Raw genomic sequence first — 21,246 nt, forward strand, 5'->3', positions numbered from 1 at the left:
TTACGAATGAATTTGATTGCTGGTATTATCAATCATGAACTAGGATTCTAGTTTTGCAGGAAGTCTAATAATGAAAATAAAGGACTAAAGTAATAACTCTAAATATATCTGATTTTTATAGGACATTTCATAAAAAAATCTACATACCTAGAGTCCTATTTAGTTATGTATCTTACATAAAGAGAAAGGAATTAATTATCATGAAATTATCTTTGTATAGTGAAGTTGACCATTACCATTCTTTAAGTTCTTATTCTTTAAATGATATTACACATACTGATACCCCAAAAAATATTATTGAAAAGTCTAAAAAAGATAAGTATAGATACCCAATAGTAATACTTAATAAAGAACATAAAGTAATTGGATTTTTTTGCCTACACCTAAACACTGGTCCTAAAGAGTATGGCTATTATCAAAATGATTATGCGCTTATTAGAGGATTTTCTATTGATGATAATTTCAGAAATCAAGGATATGGTTCTAATGCTCTGAATAAAATATTTGAATTCATAGACTCAACTTTAAAATTAGAAATTAACCATATTGTATTGGCTGTAAATGAAAAAAATATATTGGCTCAAAAAGCATATAGAAATTCAGGTTTTTTTGTTGTGAAGAAAGATTTAGAAGGAAAAAAGGGGAAATTAATTATTATGGAGAAAAGCAGAAACTAGTATCATTTCTAGTTTCTGCTTTTCACTAAGTCTGCTATAAATTTAGTATTCTAGCTTATTTGCATATTTTGAGAGGAATAATCTATATACTAAACTTTTATGTTTATAATTCATTCCTTTCGTTTCACTCAAGGCACAAGACAGAATGAAAAAGTGGTGTGCTCTTTATTTTGTTTTATAATAATAGTGAGAAAGTCTATCACTACTACAAATCACGTGGAGGTGAATAAGTGAGTGATACAGCCACTACCTCGCATATTTATAGGTGTCATTCTTTCCATCAAGCACAAGAACTGTGACTAGGAGAACGTAAACTTATAATTGAATAAGCGAATCGTTTGTGAAAAGGAAAGAATAGTCAAGGGATAGGCAGACTCAAATTTGGTAAAGGGAGACTCCTCATGTTAAAAGCCAAATTTCAATTTAAAAAATTTTAAAATTTGTTTCGCATTTACTACTCCTTGCATTTATATTGGATTGATTAACAGAACCTTTCGCGATGTTCCTTAGCAACTTCTTTGTACTAGGAAAATTTAAAAATTCGGATAGGTATCTACCCCGATTATTCACAAAAAAAGCATCCAAAATTTCTTTGTCTGATAGAAGATCAATCTGTTTCTCGACTGCTTGACAAACCAAGTTTGCAAGGAAGATATTTTTAGGGGAATCAAAAGTTTCTGCTTTGTGGTTAAAATCATGTCTCATATTTTTAGTTTAGCACAAAGTAGCTTGATTGGCTAGGAATTCTCTTTCTTTTCAACCTTCTCTTCTGATTTTTTCTTCTCTGCTTGATTACTTGAATCAGTCACTACCTCTTCCTTTTTCTCTGTTTTCTCTTCTTTGATTTTGACTGAAGGAAACAGAAACTCATATTGACTCTTCGGCGTACGAACCCTTGTCACCAAGCTTGTTTTCTTATTTTGATAGCTCACCTGACCCAGATTAAAGGTCTGTTCCCCACTTTCTTGCTCAACCTTATCTTTGGCTCGATTGGCCATGGCAAAAGCGACCAGCTTTTCTTTATTTAAAGCGTAGTCTTGATAGTGGGCGACTTGTCGGTTCAAGTAAAATTGTAACAAAAGACTAAAGATGGCTGCCATGGTGACTGCATAGAGGAGAACACCTGCCTTAACTTTTTTCTTTTTCCACACGATAGATGAACTCCCTTTCTAAGCCTTTTTGGAATTGAAAACGAAAGCGAACCACTTGATTCTCCTCTGTAATCTGCGCAGATTTGAGACCATAAACCATAGGCTGATAGCCTCGACCACTAGAATCTGTTTTACGAAAATCATCTGATCTGGACTTGCCAATGGCTATGTCCTTGCCATCTTGCTTCATATAGAGACGATTGCCCTCCACTTTTTCGAACTGCGAACGGTCTAATTCTGCTTCCAACTGGTCCACAAACAAGAGCCACTCTTTTTGCTCGCTCTGTTGCTGGTAGCGAACTTCTGAAATGAGAAGCTGACTCATGGCTTGAAAGAGGAGTAAGCTTCCACTGATGACAATGAGGGCAATCAGGGATTCTAATAAGGTAAAAGCCTTGACCTTATGGCTCTTTGATAGCCAACAACTGTTCTGAACCATGGTAGACCTCCAATCCCTTTTCACTAGAAAACACCTGAATCTCAACTCCGTTTATGTTTACCTGATTTTGACCTGTCTGCAAGGCCATCTTAGCTACCCTCAAGACTTCTTCCTTTTGCAAGATTTTTGCTTCCTCTTGCCTATTTTTTTGAATTTGTCCCAAAAGGAGGGTCGCAATGCTGGCAAAGATAGCTAGAGCGACTACTGCTTCCAGTAAAATCACTGCCCTAATTTTTTGTTTCCTTAATGCGTTTAATTTTTCCATTTCCTAGATATAATTGATAGCGAATCGCTCCTTTACTGGTCTGAAATTCAACCTTAGCTAAGGACGAATTGCCCCCAGCTCGGTCAAATGTAATACTTTGGCCTGATGGTGCCTGAATTCCTTTAGGAACTGTCAAGTTTTGACTGCCATTGCTAATGGTCTGCCCATCTAAGTTCAGACTAGTCTTTTGTTGACTAGCTACACTGCGTTTTTGGGTTTCCCGATAGAGTTCTTCAAACTCCATAAAGAAAATCTGTTCCTCTACCGCCGCAAAAGTGGACTGGACAGAGCCTGACAAGCCCAAGGCAAGGATACTCACAAGTCCCAAAACCAAGAGACTTTCAAGCATGGTAAAGGCCTTAATCCGCGACCGTTTGAGTCTTATTTTGTTTTGCATGATATTCTTTATAAGCTTTAGCTTGCTCTTCTGTGATGCGATCATCTGCTTGTAATTTGCTTAGAGTAGCCTCTTCATTTTTATTCAAACTATAAAGCTCTGCCTGACTTTCCACCACCTTAACAACAGCAGCTTTTCCTTTGTCGTTGACTGCTTCTTTTTGCTTGGTCAAATTAGGTACAAAAAGCAAGAGAAGTACGCTGATGATGAGCAAGACCACCAACATCTCCACAAGTGTGAAAGCTTTAACCTTAGCTTTTTTCAAGAATGTCATCATTTTTTTCATTTTAAAAATTCACCTCCATATTTTGATACATGGGCATGAGCATTGCCGCATAAAGTAAAACGATAATCAGTGCCACAAAGATAAAAACCAGTGGCTGCACCAAATTCATGGTGCGGTTGACTCGGGTAAAAAAGGCTTCCCAAGTTTTTTCAGCATAGATTTCCAACTCACTACCCAGCTTGGACTTGACTTCCCCATACTCGATGATGAGACTCAACTCCTTCTTAAAGAAAGGATAGGTTCCTATCGTCTGAGAAAATTCTCGGCCATTTTGCAGGGCTTGAGCCAGGTCTTGACCGATTTCTTTAAAGAGCTGGGAACCTTGTTCCTGCATCATTTGAAAAATCTGCGTCAGCTCCATTCCCTGCGAAATCATATTCCCCCATTCACGCGCATAATAGGCTGTCAGATAGGTCTGCACAAAAATTCCAAGAAAGGGAAGGCGTGCTAAGATAGAAAAGACTCGCATCTTAGAACTTCTTTTATAAAAAGTTAGCGCTAAAAGGGCAAGTATGGAAACAAAACCTACCATTCCTAGAAAAATTTGTGGGAGATTGCCAATAATGTAGGTGGCAATATTGCTACTATCCAGTTGTGGTAGTAGGTAGTTCCGTAGTCCCAGCATGATTAAGAGAAGAAATCCCAGCAAAATCAAAGGATAAGTCGCTACTTCAATTAATTTTTTCTTGACCTTGGCCAGATTGTCTAGATATTCTTCTATCTTTCCCAAACTCAGGTGGAGATTTCCATGGACTTCCGCTAGGGATAACTGAGTGACAATAGCGCTTGAAAAGCCCAAACTAGCCATCATTTCTGAGAATGATTTCCCCTGAGACAAGCCCGTGCGCATCTGGGTCACGCACTGCTTATCCAACAAAGCACTCCTATCTAAAAAGGAGATGGTCTCCACCAGATGAAAACCGCTGGAAAAGAGATTGTTAAACAAGGTGATGATATTTTTTTGCTTAGCTGTAGCTAATTTTTTCCGTTTCAGCCTGAAGACTTGTGATATGTCCATCTTTAAGAAGCTGGTCAATCTGTTCATTCCACTTGGCTGCTTGGTGTTCTTGATAATCTCTGCTTGCAAAGTCAACGATTCCTCCTCCCCCGATTAATCTCTGGTAGCAGACTCCTTGCAGAACAACTGCCAATTCTTCTTCACTCACACCCAACTCCAGCAGACGCTCATAAACACCTCGGATACTCTTGGCGTGAATGGTTGAAAAAACTGTTGCACCTGTCAAACTAGCTCTGACCACTGCACGCGCCGTCTCGCTGTCCCGAATTTCTCCGATAATCAAGAGATCTGGTCGATGACGCAAGGAAAGTTTGATTAGATTTTCATAGGTTAGGCCGATTGCTTCGTTCAACTGCAACTGAAGCATGTCGTCCTGCTTGATTTCGACAGGATCTTCGATGGACATAACTTGCTGTCCTTTAAAGAGTGACTTGGACAATTCATGCATCAGGGTCGTCTTACCACTCCCAACCGGGCCAGCAAAAAGATAGAGTCCCCGTTGCCTGTACTGCTTGCCTAATTCTTCAATATCCTGAAACCAAAAATGCAAGTCCTGCTCTTCATCGTGCAACAAGCGAATGACTAAACTCTCATGCCCTCGATAATCGCCTACGGTAGATAAACGTAGGGACGCCATCTTCTGGTCATATTCATAGTCACAGGAACCGAGTTGACTACGTCGCTTTTCTCCCACATTCATACCCGCCACAAACTTAAAGTGACTGATGACGGCCGCAAATTTTTCGAAGTTATAACAGCCAATTTTACAGCGCTCGTCTCCTACCCTCATATGAAGCTCATAGGCATCTAACTTAGGGACAAAATAAATATCTTGCGCTCCTTTTTTCCGGGCCGAACGAATGATTTCTTGTGCAATTTCTTGAACCATACCTACCTCCTCACCTATACTATTCGCAAAGATTTGGAAAAAATAAAAAAGCAACTCCAAAAAGTTACTTTTTCTCTATTTTACTTTCATACGGCAAGAACGGTGCCTTTCCTTACCTGTTTGTTTTTCATAGCCTGGACGTAGTTTTTCATCTGGAATAACCTGCTCATCCTGTAAAAGAGCCAAAGAATGGTATTGTTGTAAATACTCATCACATTCATCACACCAGCGTTGATCTTCCGGGTCCCAAAAAATGGTCATCAAGTCCCTTCTACTTTTATAAAGAGGGGATTCTTGTTCCAATCTAAACCAGCAAGTCTTGTAGTATTTGAGAGCATCATAATACTGGTCAAATTTCTTACTTGCTACAATATCTTCTTCCCAACCTTCTAAGAACCACCAGGGTTCAAAATCTCCGTACATTTCTATAACACGATACATATTCATTCATTCCTTTGTACCATATATTATAACCAATTCCGCTAAACAAGGAAAGAAATATGCTCATTTCTTAATTTTTTTGATAAAAAATCCAGCCATCCTATGATGACTGAATTTCTATTTGCTTATGTTCCAAAATCTTTTTACTACTTAAGCCTCTGAAATATCGTTTTCGATGATGACCTTAATGGCATAGTGGTCTGCTGCCTTACCGAAGACTTCGTAGGCTTTTTCAATTTCACTGAGTTTGAAATAGTGAGTTACCAATTTTTCTGGTTCAATCTTATGACTTTCAAGTGCTTTCAACAATTGTGGAGTTGTATTTGTAGATACCAAACCAGTTGTTACATTGATGTTGCGAATCCAAAGTTTGTCCAAATCGAATTCAACTGGTTTACCATGTACACCACAGTTGGCAACTGTTCCGTCTACACCGATAATCTTTTGACAGAAATCAAATGTTACAGGAATACCAACAGCTTCGATAGCGACATCTACACCACGGCCATCTGTCAAATCATAAATTTCTTTAATCGCTTTTTCAGGGTCTGAAGAATTAACCTTGTGAGTCGCACCAAATGATAAAGCAGTTTCCAAGCGGTTATCGTCTAAGTCCACCATAATCAATTTGGCTGGTGAGTAGAACTGAGCTGTCAAGAGAGCAGCCAATCCAACTGGACCTGAACCAATAATGGCTACGCTACAACCAGGTTCTACTTTTCCTTTCAAGACACCAATTTCATACCCAGTAGGCAGAATGTCTGATAGCATAACCAAGGCTTCATCTGACAAGTCTTCTGGAGTGTGGTAAAGAGTGTTATCTGCATGAGGGACACGTAGATACTCAGCCTGCATACCATCAATCAAGTGACCAAAAATCCAGCCCCCTTCGTCTTCACAGTGGGCATAAATTCCTTTTTTACAGTAGTAGCATTTACCACAGGCACAGACACAAGAAATCAAGACCTTATCGCCTTTTTTGAAGTTCGAAACTCCTTTTCCAACTTCTTCCACAATCCCAATCCCTTCGTGACCAAGAATGGTACCACTTTGGCAAGCAGGGACATCCCCTTTGATAATATGGAGGTCTGTTCCACAAATAGTGGTTTTTACGATACGCACAATAGCGTCTGTTGGCTTGCGAATAACTGGTTTGTCTACATCAACAAAAGAAGCAAGTCCTGGTTTAACATAAGTATAGGCTTTCATAAAGCACTCCTCCGTTTTTTAAATGTACTATTTATAATATAATTGCAAGCCTTTTCAATTGGCTCTTTAGGTATTTTTGTGATATTTTTAACTTTTTTATTTACCGGTAAAGCAATGTAGATAAAAAAGCAGAAGCTAGCCTCTAACTTCTGCTTTCTCTCTTATGACTCATCTCCAATTTTTCTGATACCTGCAACAAAAATCGAAGATAATAATAATTGGGTAACACTCAACTGATCAAATCCAAAAATGTAATGTGCTAGCAAATGAAATAAGAAAACAAACAAAAACAAAGATAATAAAATCTTACACATAGATTTAAGCCCAGAAATTAATCCGTCCATTATTTGGATATACATCCCTAGCATCAACCCATTGAGCTACCGCATAACCTACATTGTAGAAAATGTTAATATAATCAAATATACGTTCAAGAAGTTCAGATAACCGATTGCTATAAATGCCTAAACGAATAGCAGCTTTTTTAGCTACCCTACTTAAAGTAGCTTTAGCAACTGCCAATCCTTTTTTCTTTACCAAATTACCAATGCCTGCCACACCACCGGAAATAGCAGTAGCAATTAGATTTTCTACTTTTTTAAACTTTTTTCATTTTTTCAAGTACAGTTTTTCAAATTATAGTAAAAAGAGCCAGAATTATACTGACTCTTCTATTGATTATTAAACTTAGAAGCACGTTCTTCTCCCCACCAATAGGGCATTAGTTCTGCGGCTTTCACTGTCTTTCTTGTATCGTAGTCCATCATGAATTCTGCATCTTTATTTTCAGCGTTCAACTCTAAAAGGAATTCTCTGCAAGCGCCACAGGGCATTCCTGAACTTCCACCATAAGGTGCTTTATCTCGAAAGGCTAATACTTTCTTAACCTTAGTTTGTCCTGAAAATTGGTACATATTGAAGAGGGCCGCCCGTTCTGCACAGAGATGGAAAACACCACAGGTTCCCTCCATACAGAAACCTGTAAATATTTGTCCATCTTCTGCTTCTACTGCAGCTACAACATGATTGGCATAAACAAAGTCTGATACTTCATGTGGATTGTATAGTTTCTGTGCTTCTTCGTACATCTTTTCCCAGATGTCCATTATTGTACCCTTCTTACTTAGAGATTTCCTTTAACATATTTTCGATATGCTGGATTGATTTTTCACGACCTAACAAGAAGATAGTATCTGGCAATTCTGGCCCATGCATTTCACCTGAAACTGCGATACGAATAGGCATGAAAAGATTTTTCCCTTTAATACCTGTTTCCTTTTGGACTGCTTTAATTTGTGGGAAGATATTCTCTGTCACGAATTCATCATCTGTCATCACTTCGAGTTTTGCTTTGAAGGCTTCAAGAACTGTTGGGACTGTTTCACCTGCCATGACTTCTTTCTCAGCCTCAGTTAATTCTGGGAAGTCTGAGAAGAAGAGGTCTGTCAATGGGATAATCTCATCTACTGATTTCATTTGTGGTTTATAGAGCTCAACTAATTTTTCAGCCTTGTCAGTCAATCGACCTGCTTCTTCTAGGAATGGTTTTGCCATTTCAAAGATAGTTTCTAGGTCTGCATTCTTGATATAGTCATTGCTCATCCAGTCTAGTTTTTTCTGGTCAAAGGCTGCTGGAGACTTGCTGAGGCGATTTTCATCGAACAGTTTAATGAGTTCTTCACGAGAGAAAATCTCATCTTCGCCACCTGGGTTCCAACCAAGAAGAGCAATAAAGTTAAAAACTGCTTCTGGAAGGTAACCTTTCTTACGGTAATCTTCTATAAATTGAAGTGTATTAGTATCACGTTTAGATAACTTCTTACCAGTCTCAGAGTTGATAATCAAGGTCATGTGACCGAACTCTGGAGCTTCCCAACCAAGTGCTTCATAAACCATGAGCTGTTTTGGTGTATTAGCGATGTGGTCGTCTCCACGGATTACGTGAGAAATCTGCATATCATGGTCATCGATGACAACGGCAAAGTTGTATGTTGGATAACCGTCTTTCTTTTGGATAACCCAGTCACCACCGATATTGCCACCTTCAAATTCGATATCACCTTTGACCATATCATGCCACTTGTAGATACCTGTCTCATTGACAGCCAAACGAACAGTTGGGATGATCCCTGCTGCTTCACGTTCTGCGATGTAAGCTGCTTTTTCTTCTTCACTCATACCAAGGTATTCATTGATGTAGCGTGGTGTTTCGCCAGCTACTTCTTGGCGTTCGCGTTCAGCTGCCAACTCTTCTTCTGTAACGTAAGATTTATAGGCTTTTCCTTCAGCTAATAGTTGGGCAATGTATTTTTGATACAAGTCCAAACGCTCAGACTGGCGATAATTCTCATGTGATTCTGGACTTTCATCCCAATCCATGCCTAACCAGCGAAGGTTTTCAAGTTGTGAACGTTCACCATCCTCGACATGGCGTTTACGGTCAGTATCTTCGATACGAATGAGAAATGTTCCACCATGATGGCGCGCATACAAGTAATTAAACAATGCTGTACGGGCATTCCCGATGTGTAGTAGTCCTGTTGGACTTGGTGCGTAACGTACGCGGATATCTTTTGACATAGTTTCTCCTATAAAGTCTCTAGGCGTCTGCCTTTTTGCTCTCTATATTATATCACAAGTCTTGGCTGAGTCCAATTTCTATGGATAAAGAGAGTAAAAAGAGTGGACAAACCACTCTTTTCTTCTATTATTACAGACGTGCGTTAAGTTCTTTGCTCAATTCTTCAAATCCTGGTTTTCCAAGAAGGGCGAACATGTTACGTTTGTAGGCTTCAACACCTGGTTGGTCAAATGGGTTGATAGCATTCAAGTAACCTGAAAGAGCGATAGCCAATTCGAAGAAGTAGATTGTATAACCAAGAGTGAAAGCGTCTTGCTCTGGAAGAGTCACGTACATGTTTGGTACATCACCGTCTGTGTGTGCAAGAAGAACACCGTCAGTTGCTTTTTTGTTTACAAAGTCAACGTCTTTTCCTTGAAGGTAACCAAGTCCATCAAGGTCTTCTTCCAAAGTAGGAATAATCACATTTTTACGAGGTTTGTCAACACGAACAACTGTTTCAAACATGATACGAGTTCCTTCTTGGATAAATTGACCAAGTGAGTGCAAGTCAGTTGAGAAGTTGGCTGAAGTTGGGTAGATACCTTTTTGATCTTTTCCTTCTGATTCACCAGCCAATTGTTTCCACCACTCTGAGAAGTATTGAAGTGATGGCTCGTAGTTTACCAAGATCTCAGTTGCATAGCCTTTACGGTAAAGAATGTTACGAACTGCTGCGTATTGGTAAGCTTCGTTTTCAGAGATTTTATCTGAAGTGTAGTCTTTGCGAGCTGCATTCGCACCTTCCATAAGGGCTTTGATGTCAGCTCCTGATGCTGCGATTGGAAGCAAACCAACAGCTGTCAATACTGAGAAGCGTCCACCGATGTCATCTGGAACAACAAATGTTTCCCAACCGTTAGCGTCTGCTTCAACCTTAACAGCACCTTTTTGGCGGTCAGTTGTTGCATAGATACGTTTGTTGGCTTCTTCTTGACCGTATTTCTTAACCAAAAGTTCTTTGAAGACACGGAAAGCAATCGCTGGTTCAGTTGTTGTACCTGATTTAGAAATCACGTTTACTGAGAAATCTTTATCAGCTACGTACTCTACCAAGTCAGCAAGGTAAGTAGATGAGATTGAGTTTCCTGCGTAAAGGATTTGTGGAGCCTTGCGTTCTTCTTTTGTTTGCAAGTTTGCAAAGTGGTGGTTCAAGAAGTCGATTGCTGCTTTGGCACCAAGGTAAGATCCACCGATACCGATCACAACTAAAACATCGCTGTCTGATTTGATTTGCTCAGCAGCTTTCAAGATACGGTCAAATTCTTCGCGGTCGTAGTTTTCAGGAAGGTCCAACCATCCCAAAAAGTCGCTACCAGCACCAGTTCCTTTACGAATCAATTCATCTGCTGCTGTTACTTGTGATTGCATGTATTCCACTTCATGTGGTGCAACAAATTTGTCTAAAACTTTTGAATAATCAAATTTAATATGTGACATGTTATTCCTCCAATATTTCTTCTTTTCTATCATAACGCTTACCTTCGTTTTTTTCAAGCTTTTTTGTCGAATTTCTCCAATTTTTATCAGAATTCAAACGTTTGCGTAAAAATGTCACATTCCAAAAATTTTGAAAAAATAAAAGAAAGAACGACTAGATGTTCCAGTCGTTACAGTTCATTCAATAAATACTCAAATAATTCTAAATTACCATCTTCTTCATTAACCAGAAACTCTGGATGCCACTGCAAACCGATAATGCGGTGTTCGTCGATAGATTCAATCGCTTCAATGGTTTGATCTCTCGGATCAATAGCAGTTACACGGAAATTAGATGCCAATTCTTTGATACTCTGACGATGGACGGAATTGACCTGACTTTCTTTTCCAAATAGCTTGGCAACCACGCTTCCTTCCACTGTCTCAATAGAGTGAGATGTTCCGAAAGGTAGTCCTTGCCAGTGACCTTCGATTTCTTGATTGAGGGTTCCACCAAAGGCAACATTGACAAGTTGAACACCGCGACAGATTGCCATAATTGGTTTATTCTGACGGAGTGCTTCTTTCAAGAGTGCCAATTCAAATTCATCACGGACCAGATTATAATCATCGCTCTCGATGGTCTTTTTCTCTCCATAAAACTGAGGATGAACATTTTGGCCTCCTGTCAAAATCAATTTGTCAATCATTTCTACATAATCGCGTACAACTGACTCATCACCAACAGGAATGACTAGAGGGAGACCACCGACTTGACGAATGCTCTCTGCGAATCTACAAGATACAGATGAATGAATGTTTTTACCTTCTATGTCTACGGGACATAGATTTGCAGCAACTCCTACAACGGTTCTAGGCATGATGTCTCTCCTTTCGAATATTAATACTCTTCGAAAATCTCTTCAAACCACGTCAGCATCGCCTTACCGTATATATGTTACTGACTTCGTCAGTNNGGCTAGCTTCCTAGTTTACTCTTTGATTTTCATTGAGTATAACGATAGTCCTATCATATCACTCAAAGCGTCTTTCGTCTAATATGTTTTTTTTAAGACTGTGATAAAAATTTTTTATGGACAAGAAAAAGCTGCCCCATAGGACAACTTCTTTCTTATTCAAAAACAAATTGATTGTGATAGAGTTCTGAGTAGAATCCACCTAGTTTCAAGAGTTCATGGTGGTTACCACGTTCAATGACCTCTCCATCTTTAAGGACAATAATCTGATCAGCATTGAGAATAGTTTTCAAGCGGTGGGCAATAACGAAACTGGTTTTGCCTGCTACAACTGCCTCCATGGCATGCTGAATCTTGCTTTCTGTCACCGTATCTACGTTTGAAGTGCCTTCATCGAGAATGAGAACTTCTGGATCTGTCATCAGGGTTCGAGCAATGGAAATCAATTGCTTCTGCCCTGTCGAGAAGATACTCTGCTCATCATCAATAAGAGTATCGTACTTATCAGGCAAACTTTCGATATAGTCGTGAATGTGGCTTGCTTTGGCTGCTGACTCAACCATTTCCTGACTGGCATCTGGCACACCGAAACGGATATTGTCTCGAATGGTTCCGCTAAAAAGAACGGAATCTTGCAAGACAATTCCCACCTTGCTTCTGAGACTATCTAAATCATAGTCACGAATGTCTTTACCATCAAAATAAATACCACCAGCATCAACATCATAAAAGCGATTGATGAGGTTCATAATAGTCGTTTTCCCTGACCCTGTCGGACCAACAACTGCTGTCATCTGGCCTTTAGGGGCAGAAATGCTGACATCTTTCAAAATAGGTTTATCAGGCAAGTATGAAAAATCAATATGACTGATTTCAACACCTTCTTGTAACTTAGTGAAGATTGGAGCCTTTTCAGGTCGGATTTCTTCCTCTGCATCAAACATTTCCTGTATCCGTTCAGCCCCCGTAAAGGCTAACTGAAGACTTCCCCAACTAGCCGCAACTTGGATAATAGGCTGGTAGTACTGCTGTGAAAATTGGGCAAACATAACAATCAAACCTAGGGCTGTACTTGTTTCAATAGACTTATCATTCAAAAGTACAGCTGAACCAGCAAAGATAACGATGGCTGTGTTGACCAGACTCATCCCATTCATGACAGGGAAAAGAATTCCTGAGAACATTCTTCCTTTAAAGGTTGCCTTGCGCACGCGCTCATTTTGTTCAAGAAATCCTGCCATCATATCCTCTTGAATTCCTTGCACAATGACAGCTTTTTGGCCTGAGATACTCTCATCCATATAGGCGTTGAGTTTCCCTACCTCTTTTTGCTGGAGGTTGGTGTATTTGCGGGCCATTTTTACAATAAAAATCAGCATGAGGAAGGCAACTGGTGTGCTGGCAATAGTGATAAGAGCCAGCGTCACATTTCTCGAAAACATGACAAGAATCAGACCAATGTATAAAACAATATTGCTCATGACCTGAATCAAGCTCTCGTTAAAGGCTTGGAGGATATTATCCAAATCACTGGTAAAACGAGACAGGATATCGCCATCTTGTCGGCGGTCAAAGAAAGAAACCGTCAAGCGAGCAAGCTTACCGAAGAGGCCTTTGCGCATCTCGTTGGTCGACTCTGCAATCACGCGCGTCATGAGACACATGTATATGACACTGGAGATAAAGAGAACCAAAACCAGCAGGCCAAGATTGACCATGATTCCTGATAGGCTTTGCCAAACAAGTTCTGGATTGCCATCTTGATAAGCTTGAACTAAATTAGCTAGCTGCGTCACCGCTTGACCAGAAAAGACTGGAAAGAGAGCTTGGGCAAGAGTCGCCAGAATAATCATCAGGATGACGACTACAAATGATAGCTTATAGACTTTAAAATAATTCCAAAAAAATTGAACTGTCTTCATTTTACTCCTCCTTTCCTTTCTGTGTTTCATAGATTTCACGGTAAACGGCATTGTTGGCAACCAAGTCTGCATGCGTGCCTTGACCAATCAATCGTCCTTGATCTAGAACCAAGATTTTATCTGCATGGACAACCGAGCTAATCTTTTGCGCGATGATAATGGTTGTCGTCCCCTTCAAGTCCTTATTCAAGGCTTCTTGAACTAGGCGCTCTGACTTAGCATCCAAGGCTGAGGTAGAATCATCAAAAATCAGAATACGTGGATTGCTGACAATTCCACGAGCAATCGACATCCTTTGTTTTTGCCCACCAGAGAAATTGGTTCCCCGTTCCTCAACTGGACTTTCAAAGGTTTTCTCCATACGATGAATGAATTCACTGGCTTGGGCAATATTGGCTGCGCGCTCCATTTCAAATAGAGTAGCATCTCCCTTACCCTGTCTCAAGTTATCTGCAATCGTTCCACTGAAGAGAATGGCACGTTGAAGAACGATAGAGACAGCTTTACGCAGGGTCCCTTCACTCACTTCTCGAATATCCTTGCCTCCAATTTTGATGGCTCCTTCCTGTGGGTCAAAAAGACGTGGAATCAATTGAGCCAAGGTTGATTTTCCTGCACCAGTTGCTCCAACTACACCAACCATTTGACCAGGATCGATGGTAAAGCTCACATCTTTCAGCATCGGTTCCTTGTCCATTGGATAGGTAAAGGTTACATTTTCAAAGCTAAGACTGCCGACCAACTCTTCATCTGGCACATCCTTGAAGGTCATAGCTGGCTCTGCGTCAAGAATTTCTCGAATACGACGCATAGAAATCATGGCACGACTGACAGAATTTCCCAAAAATCCAACCATAACAATGGTAAAGATAATCTGGCTTAGGTAATTGACAAAGGAAGCAATGGAACCAACAACTGATGGATCCGACTGAACCATCCCTGCAACTAGCCAAATAGAGAGGAATACCGCCCCATAACCGACCAACATCATGAAAGGTTCCACTACTGAAAAGGCATACCCAATGTAAAGATTTTGACCGAGTAGCTCGTCTGAAACCTCCGTAAACTTAGCAAACTGCTCTTTTTCTTGGACAAAGGACTTGACCACGCGAACGCCACGCAGATTTTCCTTGGCAATGGCATTGATACGCTCAAGAAGGGTTTGAAACTTGGCAAAACGAGGCCCCATCATTCCCATCATGACGGCAGTCAAACCAAAAATCAAGACTACCATGAGAACAATCACCCACCACAGAGAAGGAAGGGGTTGAACCGCCAGGATAAAGGAACCGATGAACAAGAGGGGAAGTCTGAAAAGAATTTGGAAGGTCATCATGACCACGTTCTGAATCTGGTTGATATCATTTGTCATGCGAACGACTAGATTTCCCGCATTAAATTGTTCAATATTGGCATAAGAAAAGGTTTGGATTTTACGGAAGGCATCCTCTCGAAGGTCGGATGAAACTCCTTGGGCAATATAGGCTGCGAGGACAACATTGAGCCCACCAGCAACCAGACCGACCAAGGCCACACCAATCAACCAAGCCCCGATACTATAAATAGCTTCATATTTTCCAGCAAGGAGGGCGTCTAACACTTCCTGCAGATAACGCGGTTGCAGAAGTGAACTAGCAACCATCAAGCCTGTCATCAGGAGCGAAGCTAAGGCCTGCCACTTGTAGGTTTTTATTTTCTGAATCAGCATACTTTCTCCTTAAAAAATAGACAAAAGGGAGCGACAATGTGTCAGCTCCTTCTCATTCTGTTTGTGTGATGCTATTCTAGCAAAAAAGTGGGAACTTGTCAAAGAAGTCTCCTTGATACAGCTAGATTAACTAGTGAGTCTTGGTTTTATAGTTTCTGTTTTAACTCGACTAAGACATTCATAGCCTGCATAGGTGTCATATTGTAAACATCCAGTTTAGACAATTCTGCTAAAATAGGATGCTCTTCGGGTGTATCAAAGAGTGAAATCTGTTCAGTGACATCACTTGTTTGCCTCATAGGAACTGGACTTTCTGTACCTTGATTCTCTAACTGAGTCAAAATCTTGTCCGCCCTTGCTAAAAGGTCTGCTGGCAAGCCAGCAATCTTGGCAACATGGATACCGTAGGATTTATCAGCTGGACCTGGTTCAATCTTGTGAAGGAAGGTGACCTGCCCATCCTGCTCCAAAGTTGCTACGTGGACATTGACCAAGTGTTCCAAGCTAGACTCCAGACTAGTCAACTCATGGTAGTGGGTCGCAAAGAGGGTCTTGGCTCCGATATGCTCATGGATGTATTCGATGATGGACTGAGCAAGAGCCATCCCATCATAAGTTGCAGTTCCACGACCTAACTCATCAAAGAGAATCAAGGAATTTTTGGTTGCATGCGAAATGGCATTATTGGCCTCCATCATCTCCACCATGAAGGTTGACTGACCCGAAACCAAGTCATCTGCTGCTCCGATACGGGTAAAAATCGCATCAAAAATCGGTAAATAGGCGCTTTCTGCCGGTACATAGGAACCCATCTGGGCCATTATCGCCATCATGGCTAACTGACGCATATAGGTTGACTTCCCGCTCATGTTGGGCCCTGTAATCAGTTGAATACTGGTATCTTCTGCCATCTGAATCGTATTGGGAATATAGGTCTGAGCCCCCATAACCTTTTCAACGACAGCATGGCGCCCTTTCTGGATATCAATTCGCGAATCATCTCCGAATTCAGGTCGAATCAAATGCTGGGTTTCCGCAACAATTGCGAGACTTTGCAGGACATCAACCGTCGCAATTCCTTGAGCTAGAGCCTGCAAACGCTGGATGTATTTGCTGACTTCCTCACGAATACGCATAAAGATTTCGTACTCTAGGTTGGCTGACTTCTCACGCGCCTCCAGCATATCTCCCTCGATACGGGCTAATTCTTCGGTTCCAAAGCGTTCCGAGTTTTTCAGCGTCGCCTTACGGAAAAAATGGGCTGGCACATTTCCCAGTTGCGAATTGGTCACATGGAAATAGTAACCATCCTTTTTATTGTAGTCAATCTTGAGCGTGCTGATGCCAGAGTTTCCTCGCTCCTTAGCCTCAATTTCAGCAATCCAACCAGTCCCTTCTCTGAGAACGCGACGGTACTTGTCTAAGGTCTCATCAAATCCAGTTCGGATAATTCCCCCATCTGTAATCACATGAGGAGCTTCAGGAGCAATCGCTGCGCTAATCAAACTCTCCAACTCAGGGATTGCATCCAGTTGTGCGATGAGATAGGCTAGAGCAGGTTGCTCCATCCCTTCTAAAATCGCACGAATCCGTGGCACACTAGACAAGGTAGTCGCCAACTGCAAGAGATCCTTTGGGTTGGTCTTGCCAAAAGAAACACGACTAGCCAAACGTTCGATGTCATAAACACCCTTGAGACTGTCTGTCAAATCACTACGCTCAAAGAAATGGTCGAGAAAGACCTGCACCACTTCCTGACGTTGGATAATTCGTTCCTTATCAATCATGGGACGATGAATCCAAGAACGCAAGAGACGCATACCCATGGCTGTTTTGGTTTCATCCAAAAGCCAGAAAAGACTGCCTTGCTTCTTGCCTGAACGAGCATTCTCAACCAAATCCAGACTAGCCTTGGTCGCGTAATCCATCTGCAAGTAATCCTTGATTTCATAGCGGATAACAGGTTTGAGGTGGTTCAATTCCCTCATCTGAGTCCGATGAACATACTGGAGTAGCTTACTAGATGCCGCTTGCTCCACAGCTGCCAATCGTGAATCCAGTAAATGAAGGTCTTCAAAGCCTTCTTTTTCATAGGAAAGTACCAGATTCATCTGGCGACTAAGGATTTGTTCCTCTTCCTCAGACAAGTCATAGCCCAGCACCACTTCGCGCGCCTTGAGATTACGGATTTCCCCACAAACCAGTGTGAAATCCAAAAGACCTGTCACATAAAAGTCCCCCGTCACCAGGTCCATATAAGCTAGGCCAAATTGATTGCCAGCACGGTCTATGGCAACCAAAAAATTATTCTGACTGTCCGGCTTACTGCTATCGACCACTGTCCCTGGCGTAATGACCTGAACAACCTCTCGTTTCACAACCCCAACTGCTTGTTTAGGATCTTCCATCTGCTCTGCGATAGCCACCTTATAGCCCTGCTCAATCAAGACATCAATATACTGTTGGGCAGAATGATAGGGAACACCCGCCATAGGAATCGGATTGTCGGCATTCTTGTTGCGACTCGTTAAGGAAATTTCCAGAATCTGCGCAGCATTGACCGCATCCTCATAAAATAATTCATAAAAATCACCCATACGAAAGAGCAAAAAAGCATCTGGATATTGCTTTTTAATCTCCACATACTGTTGCATGCCGGGTGATAGCTTTTCTGTCGCCATTTTCCGTCTCTCCTTGTCAAAAATAAGTCTTGAGAGCAACTCCCAAGACCTTACTTATCTTTCATCAAATCTAGCAAACGATCTTCCATGAGTTTGGCAACGTGCTGGTCTCGACAAATGACCAATAAGGTATTGGCACCAGCAACTGTTCCTAAAATCCATTCATCCTTGTTTGCATCTACAATATTTGCCAAAACAGAAGCTTCTCCCAATTTGGTATGAAGCACCAAGGTAAACTCTGCTCTTGCAACACCTTCTAAATGATGAGACAAAAATTCCACCAAATCAATCTTTTCTGTCTCATTTGCTAGTACATAATACACCATATCATTTTTCTTGACCTTGGTCAAGCCGATTTCGCGCAAATCACGAGACAGGGTTGTCTGCGTCACAAAAACATTGTGCGCCTCCAACCGATCTTGAATTTCTTTTTGTGTACTTAATTTCTCCTCAGTAATCATTTTTTTTATTAACTGATGACGATCTCTTTTTCTCATAAAATCCTCTTATGTGAATATTTATAACTATTTTTATAACTATATTATACCAAAAAAATAGGAGATTTCAAAAATTTTTTCTTCTTTCTTTAAAATTGTGATAAAATAGTAGAAAAGTCCAAAAAGGAGCTCTTAATGAATACAAAAGAATTGATTGCTAGCGAATTGGCTAGCGTCATTGATAGCCTGGACCAAGAGGCTATTTTAAATTTACTGGAAACCCCTAAAAACTCAGAAATGGGAGACATTGCTTTCCCTGCTTTTTCTCTTGCAAAAGTCGAACGTAAAGCACCTCAAATGATTGCGGCTGAACTGGCTGAAAAAATTAACAGCCAAGCCTTTGAAAAGGTTGTTGCAACAGGACCTTACGTCAACTTTTTCCTTGATAAATCTGCCATTTCTGCTCAAGTATTGCAAGCTGTTATCACTGAAAAAGAACACTATGCTGATCAAACTATTGGCAAACAAGAAAATGTTGTTATCGATATGTCTAGTCCCAATATCGCTAAGCCATTCTCTATTGGCCACCTACGCTCAACTGTTATCGGAGATAGCTTGTCACATATTTTCCAAAAAATCGGTTATCAAACAGTCAAGGTCAACCACTTGGGAGACTGGGGTAAACAGTTTGGGATGTTGATTGTTGCCTACAAAAAATGGGGCGACGAAGAAGCTGTAAAAGCTCATCCAATTGATGAACTTCTTAAACTCTATGTCCGCATCAATGCTGAGGCTGAAAATGACCCTAGCTTGGATGAAGAAGCACGCGAATGGTTCCGTAAACTGGAAAATGGAGATGAGGAAGCCCTCGCTCTCTGGCAATGGTTCCGTGATGAAAGTTTGGTGGAATTTAACCGCCTTTACAATGAATTGCAGGTTGATTTTGACAGCTATAACGGAGAAGCCTTCTACAACGATAAGATGGATGCAGTTGTAGACATTCTTTCTGAAAAAGGCCTTCTTGTTGAATCAGAAGGTGCCCAAGTTGTGAATCTTGAGAAATATGGAATTGAACATCCAGCCCTTATCAAAAAATCTGATGGTGCAACTCTCTATATCACACGTGACTTGGCTGCAGCCCTTTACCGTAAAAACGAATACCAATTTGCTAAATCTATCTACGTAGTTGGTCAAGAGCAATCTGCCCACTTTAAACAGCTCAAAGCTGTCTTGCAAGAGATGGGCTACGATTGGAGTGACGACATTACTCATGTTCCTTTTGGTTTGGTTACAAAAGAAGGGAAAAAACTCTCTACCCGTAAAGGGAATGTCATCTTGCTAGAGCCCACTGTTGCAGAGGCTATTAGTCGTGCAAAAGCCCAAATTGAAACAAAAAATCCTGAATTGGAAAATAAAGATCAGGTAGCACATGCTGTTGGGGTTGGAGCCATTAAGTTCTATGACCTCAAGACTGACCGTACAAACGGATATGACTTCGACTTAGAGGCCATGGTATCCTTCGAGGGTGAAACTGGACCTTATGTTCAATACGCCTACGTTCGTATCCAATCGATCTTACGCAAAGCGGATTTCAAACCAGAAACAGCTGGCAACTATAGCTTGAATGATGCTGAAAGCTGGGAAATCATTAAACTCATTCAAGACTTCCCACGTATTATCAACCGTGCGGCAGATAACTTTGAACCTTCTATCATTGCTAAATTTGCAATTAACCTAGCTCAATCCTTTAACAAATACTATGCACATACACGTATCTTGGATGAAAGCCCAGAACGCGACAGCCGTCTAGCCCTCAGCTACGCAACCGCAGTCGTTCTCAAAGAAGCCCTTCGCTTGCTTGGAGTAGAAGCGCCAGAGAAGATGTGATTCAGTACTAACAATTGGAACTAAAGTTCCTAATTGTTAGACGCTAGCCGCGTATGTGCGGACTAGCTAACTGCTTCACTAGTCATGGTCTCTAAATATAATCGATTTAGAGACCATGACGTCGTAACCAGAGATACTTGCCTAAACACTTTACTAATTCACCAAACTAAATAATATCGATTTGGTTTGTTTCATGTCGTAATCTTTTAATTACTTGATTGTTAAGCAATCTAAGTAACTAACGCCAAAGCCTATCAGGTATTTGGCTAGGCGCTTCACTAGTTTTAGGACATAAATATGATCGATTTATGTTCTAAAACGTCGTAATCTTAAAATTATTGGAACTAAAGTTCCTAATTGTTAGACGCTAGCCGCTTATATGCGGACTAGCTAACTGCTTCACTAGTCATGGTCTCTAAATATAATCGATTTAGAGACCATGACGTCGTAACTAGAGACACTTGTCTAAACGCTTTACTAATTCATCTAACCAAATAATATCGATTTGATTTGGTTCATGTCGTAATCTTTTAATTACTTGATTGCAAAGTAGTCTAAGCAACTAACGCCAAATCCTATCAGGGATTTGCTTAGACGCTTCACTAGTAAAGAAACATAAATATTATCGATTTATGTTTCTTTACGTCGTAACCAGAGACACTTGCCTAAACGCTTCACTAATTCACCTAACCAAATAATAGACTTCCTGCAAAACTAGAATCCTAGTTCATGATTGATAATACCAGCAATCAAATTCATTCGTAATCCGAAGCGTTTACGATGATTTCGATAGGTTGTTGAAAACATTTTAAACGTTTTTACT

Annotated in this window: 20 protein-coding genes and 2 pseudogenes; 2 read left to right on the top strand and 20 right to left on the bottom strand. The window is 40.7% G+C overall.

The window, feature by feature from the left end:
• The first annotated feature begins 200 nt into the window (after window positions 1-200).
• Window positions 201-677 carry a GNAT family N-acetyltransferase gene (locus HT671_RS04730; RefSeq protein WP_000777684.1) on the top strand — a complete coding sequence of 159 codons (477 nt, stop codon included), beginning with the start codon at window positions 201-203 and terminating at the stop codon, window positions 675-677.
• A 579-nt stretch (window positions 678-1,256) separates the two neighbouring features.
• On the opposite strand, the pseudogene HT671_RS04735 reads toward HT671_RS04730, so the two are convergent.
• The 19 genes and pseudogenes from HT671_RS04735 to argR form a co-directional block, all read right to left on the bottom strand.
• Window positions 1,257-1,382: pseudogene (locus HT671_RS04735) on the bottom strand (SAM-dependent methyltransferase); the annotation flags it as partial.
• A gap of 32 nt (window positions 1,383-1,414) precedes the next feature.
• Window positions 1,415-1,828 (bottom strand): competence type IV pilus minor pilin ComGG, encoded by a 414-nt coding sequence (comGG, locus tag HT671_RS04740; RefSeq protein ID WP_000265633.1) that lies wholly within the window; start codon window positions 1,826-1,828, stop codon window positions 1,415-1,417.
• The gene (comGF, locus tag HT671_RS04745; RefSeq protein WP_000250513.1) at window positions 1,806-2,267 is read right to left on the bottom strand and encodes a competence type IV pilus minor pilin ComGF; all 462 of its coding nucleotides are present in this window, start codon (window positions 2,265-2,267) and stop codon (window positions 1,806-1,808) included. The genes comGG and comGF overlap by 23 nt, the downstream gene beginning before the upstream one ends.
• A complete protein-coding gene (gene comGE / locus HT671_RS04750; protein WP_000413380.1) occupies window positions 2,230-2,532 on the bottom strand; it encodes a competence type IV pilus minor pilin ComGE in 303 nt (100 codons plus the stop codon). The genes comGF and comGE overlap by 38 nt, the downstream gene beginning before the upstream one ends.
• Window positions 2,495-2,929 carry a competence type IV pilus minor pilin ComGD gene (comGD, locus tag HT671_RS04755; protein WP_007284894.1) on the bottom strand — a complete coding sequence of 145 codons (435 nt, stop codon included), beginning with the start codon at window positions 2,927-2,929 and terminating at the stop codon, window positions 2,495-2,497. Before comGD ends, comGE begins: the two co-directional genes overlap by 38 nt.
• Complete coding sequence (comGC, locus tag HT671_RS04760) at window positions 2,892-3,215, bottom strand: competence type IV pilus major pilin ComGC (protein ID WP_000738649.1); 324 nt, start codon at window positions 3,213-3,215, stop codon at window positions 2,892-2,894. The genes comGD and comGC overlap by 38 nt, the downstream gene beginning before the upstream one ends.
• Window position 3,216: 1 nt before the next feature.
• Window positions 3,217-4,233 (bottom strand): competence type IV pilus assembly protein ComGB, encoded by a 1,017-nt coding sequence (comGB, locus tag HT671_RS04765; protein ID WP_079230797.1) that lies wholly within the window; start codon window positions 4,231-4,233, stop codon window positions 3,217-3,219.
• Window positions 4,181-5,122, bottom strand: a complete 942-nt coding sequence (comGA, locus tag HT671_RS04770; RefSeq protein WP_000249547.1) for a competence type IV pilus ATPase ComGA — start codon at window positions 5,120-5,122, stop codon at window positions 4,181-4,183. Before comGA ends, comGB begins: the two co-directional genes overlap by 53 nt.
• Before the next feature lie 75 nt (window positions 5,123-5,197).
• Window positions 5,198-5,563: a DUF1033 family protein gene (locus HT671_RS04775; protein ID WP_000286404.1), complete on the bottom strand. Its 366-nt coding sequence runs from the start codon at window positions 5,561-5,563 to the stop codon at window positions 5,198-5,200.
• A 150-nt stretch (window positions 5,564-5,713) separates the two neighbouring features.
• A complete protein-coding gene (locus HT671_RS04780; protein WP_172923062.1) occupies window positions 5,714-6,772 on the bottom strand; it encodes a zinc-dependent alcohol dehydrogenase family protein in 1,059 nt (352 codons plus the stop codon).
• Window positions 6,773-7,090: 318 nt separating this feature from the next.
• The gene (locus HT671_RS04785) at window positions 7,091-7,330 is read right to left on the bottom strand and encodes a hypothetical protein (RefSeq protein ID WP_000907299.1); all 240 of its coding nucleotides are present in this window, start codon (window positions 7,328-7,330) and stop codon (window positions 7,091-7,093) included.
• A gap of 113 nt (window positions 7,331-7,443) precedes the next feature.
• Window positions 7,444-7,878, bottom strand: coding sequence for a cytidine deaminase (locus HT671_RS04790; RefSeq protein WP_000355903.1), 435 nt, complete (start codon window positions 7,876-7,878; stop codon window positions 7,444-7,446).
• A 13-nt stretch (window positions 7,879-7,891) separates the two neighbouring features.
• Window positions 7,892-9,352, bottom strand: coding sequence for a glutamate--tRNA ligase (gene gltX, locus HT671_RS04795; protein WP_000031077.1), 1,461 nt, complete (start codon window positions 9,350-9,352; stop codon window positions 7,892-7,894).
• A 130-nt stretch (window positions 9,353-9,482) separates the two neighbouring features.
• Window positions 9,483-10,832: a glucose-6-phosphate isomerase gene (locus HT671_RS04800; protein WP_000018269.1), complete on the bottom strand. Its 1,350-nt coding sequence runs from the start codon at window positions 10,830-10,832 to the stop codon at window positions 9,483-9,485.
• Window positions 10,833-11,002: 170 nt separating this feature from the next.
• Entirely contained in the window at window positions 11,003-11,692 is a 690-nt protein-coding gene (locus HT671_RS04805) for a gamma-glutamyl-gamma-aminobutyrate hydrolase family protein (protein WP_050223431.1), read from the bottom strand.
• A 251-nt stretch (window positions 11,693-11,943) separates the two neighbouring features.
• Complete coding sequence (gene patB / locus HT671_RS04810; RefSeq protein ID WP_000859876.1) at window positions 11,944-13,710, bottom strand: multidrug efflux ABC transporter subunit PatB; 1,767 nt, start codon at window positions 13,708-13,710, stop codon at window positions 11,944-11,946.
• 1 nt (window position 13,711) lies between these two features.
• On the bottom strand, window positions 13,712-15,418 hold the full coding sequence (patA, locus tag HT671_RS04815; protein WP_172923063.1) for a multidrug efflux ABC transporter subunit PatA: 1,707 nt from the start codon (window positions 15,416-15,418) through the stop codon (window positions 13,712-13,714).
• Between the two features lie 146 nt (window positions 15,419-15,564).
• The gene (mutS, locus tag HT671_RS04820; RefSeq protein WP_050207894.1) at window positions 15,565-18,099 is read right to left on the bottom strand and encodes a DNA mismatch repair protein MutS; all 2,535 of its coding nucleotides are present in this window, start codon (window positions 18,097-18,099) and stop codon (window positions 15,565-15,567) included.
• A gap of 50 nt (window positions 18,100-18,149) precedes the next feature.
• The gene (gene argR, locus HT671_RS04825; RefSeq protein WP_001231476.1) at window positions 18,150-18,596 is read right to left on the bottom strand and encodes an arginine repressor; all 447 of its coding nucleotides are present in this window, start codon (window positions 18,594-18,596) and stop codon (window positions 18,150-18,152) included.
• Window positions 18,597-18,731: 135 nt separating this feature from the next.
• Between argR and argS the strand changes: the two genes are divergently transcribed.
• Complete coding sequence (gene argS, locus HT671_RS04830; protein ID WP_050207895.1) at window positions 18,732-20,423, top strand: arginine--tRNA ligase; 1,692 nt, start codon at window positions 18,732-18,734, stop codon at window positions 20,421-20,423.
• 714 nt (window positions 20,424-21,137) lie between these two features.
• On the opposite strand, the pseudogene HT671_RS04835 reads toward argS, so the two are convergent.
• Window positions 21,138-21,246 (bottom strand): annotated as a pseudogene (locus HT671_RS04835) (IS5/IS1182 family transposase); the annotation flags it as partial.

The organism is Streptococcus sp. 2741 (genome assembly GCF_013276315.1).
GTDB lineage: Bacteria > Bacillota > Bacilli > Lactobacillales > Streptococcaceae > Streptococcus > Streptococcus pseudopneumoniae.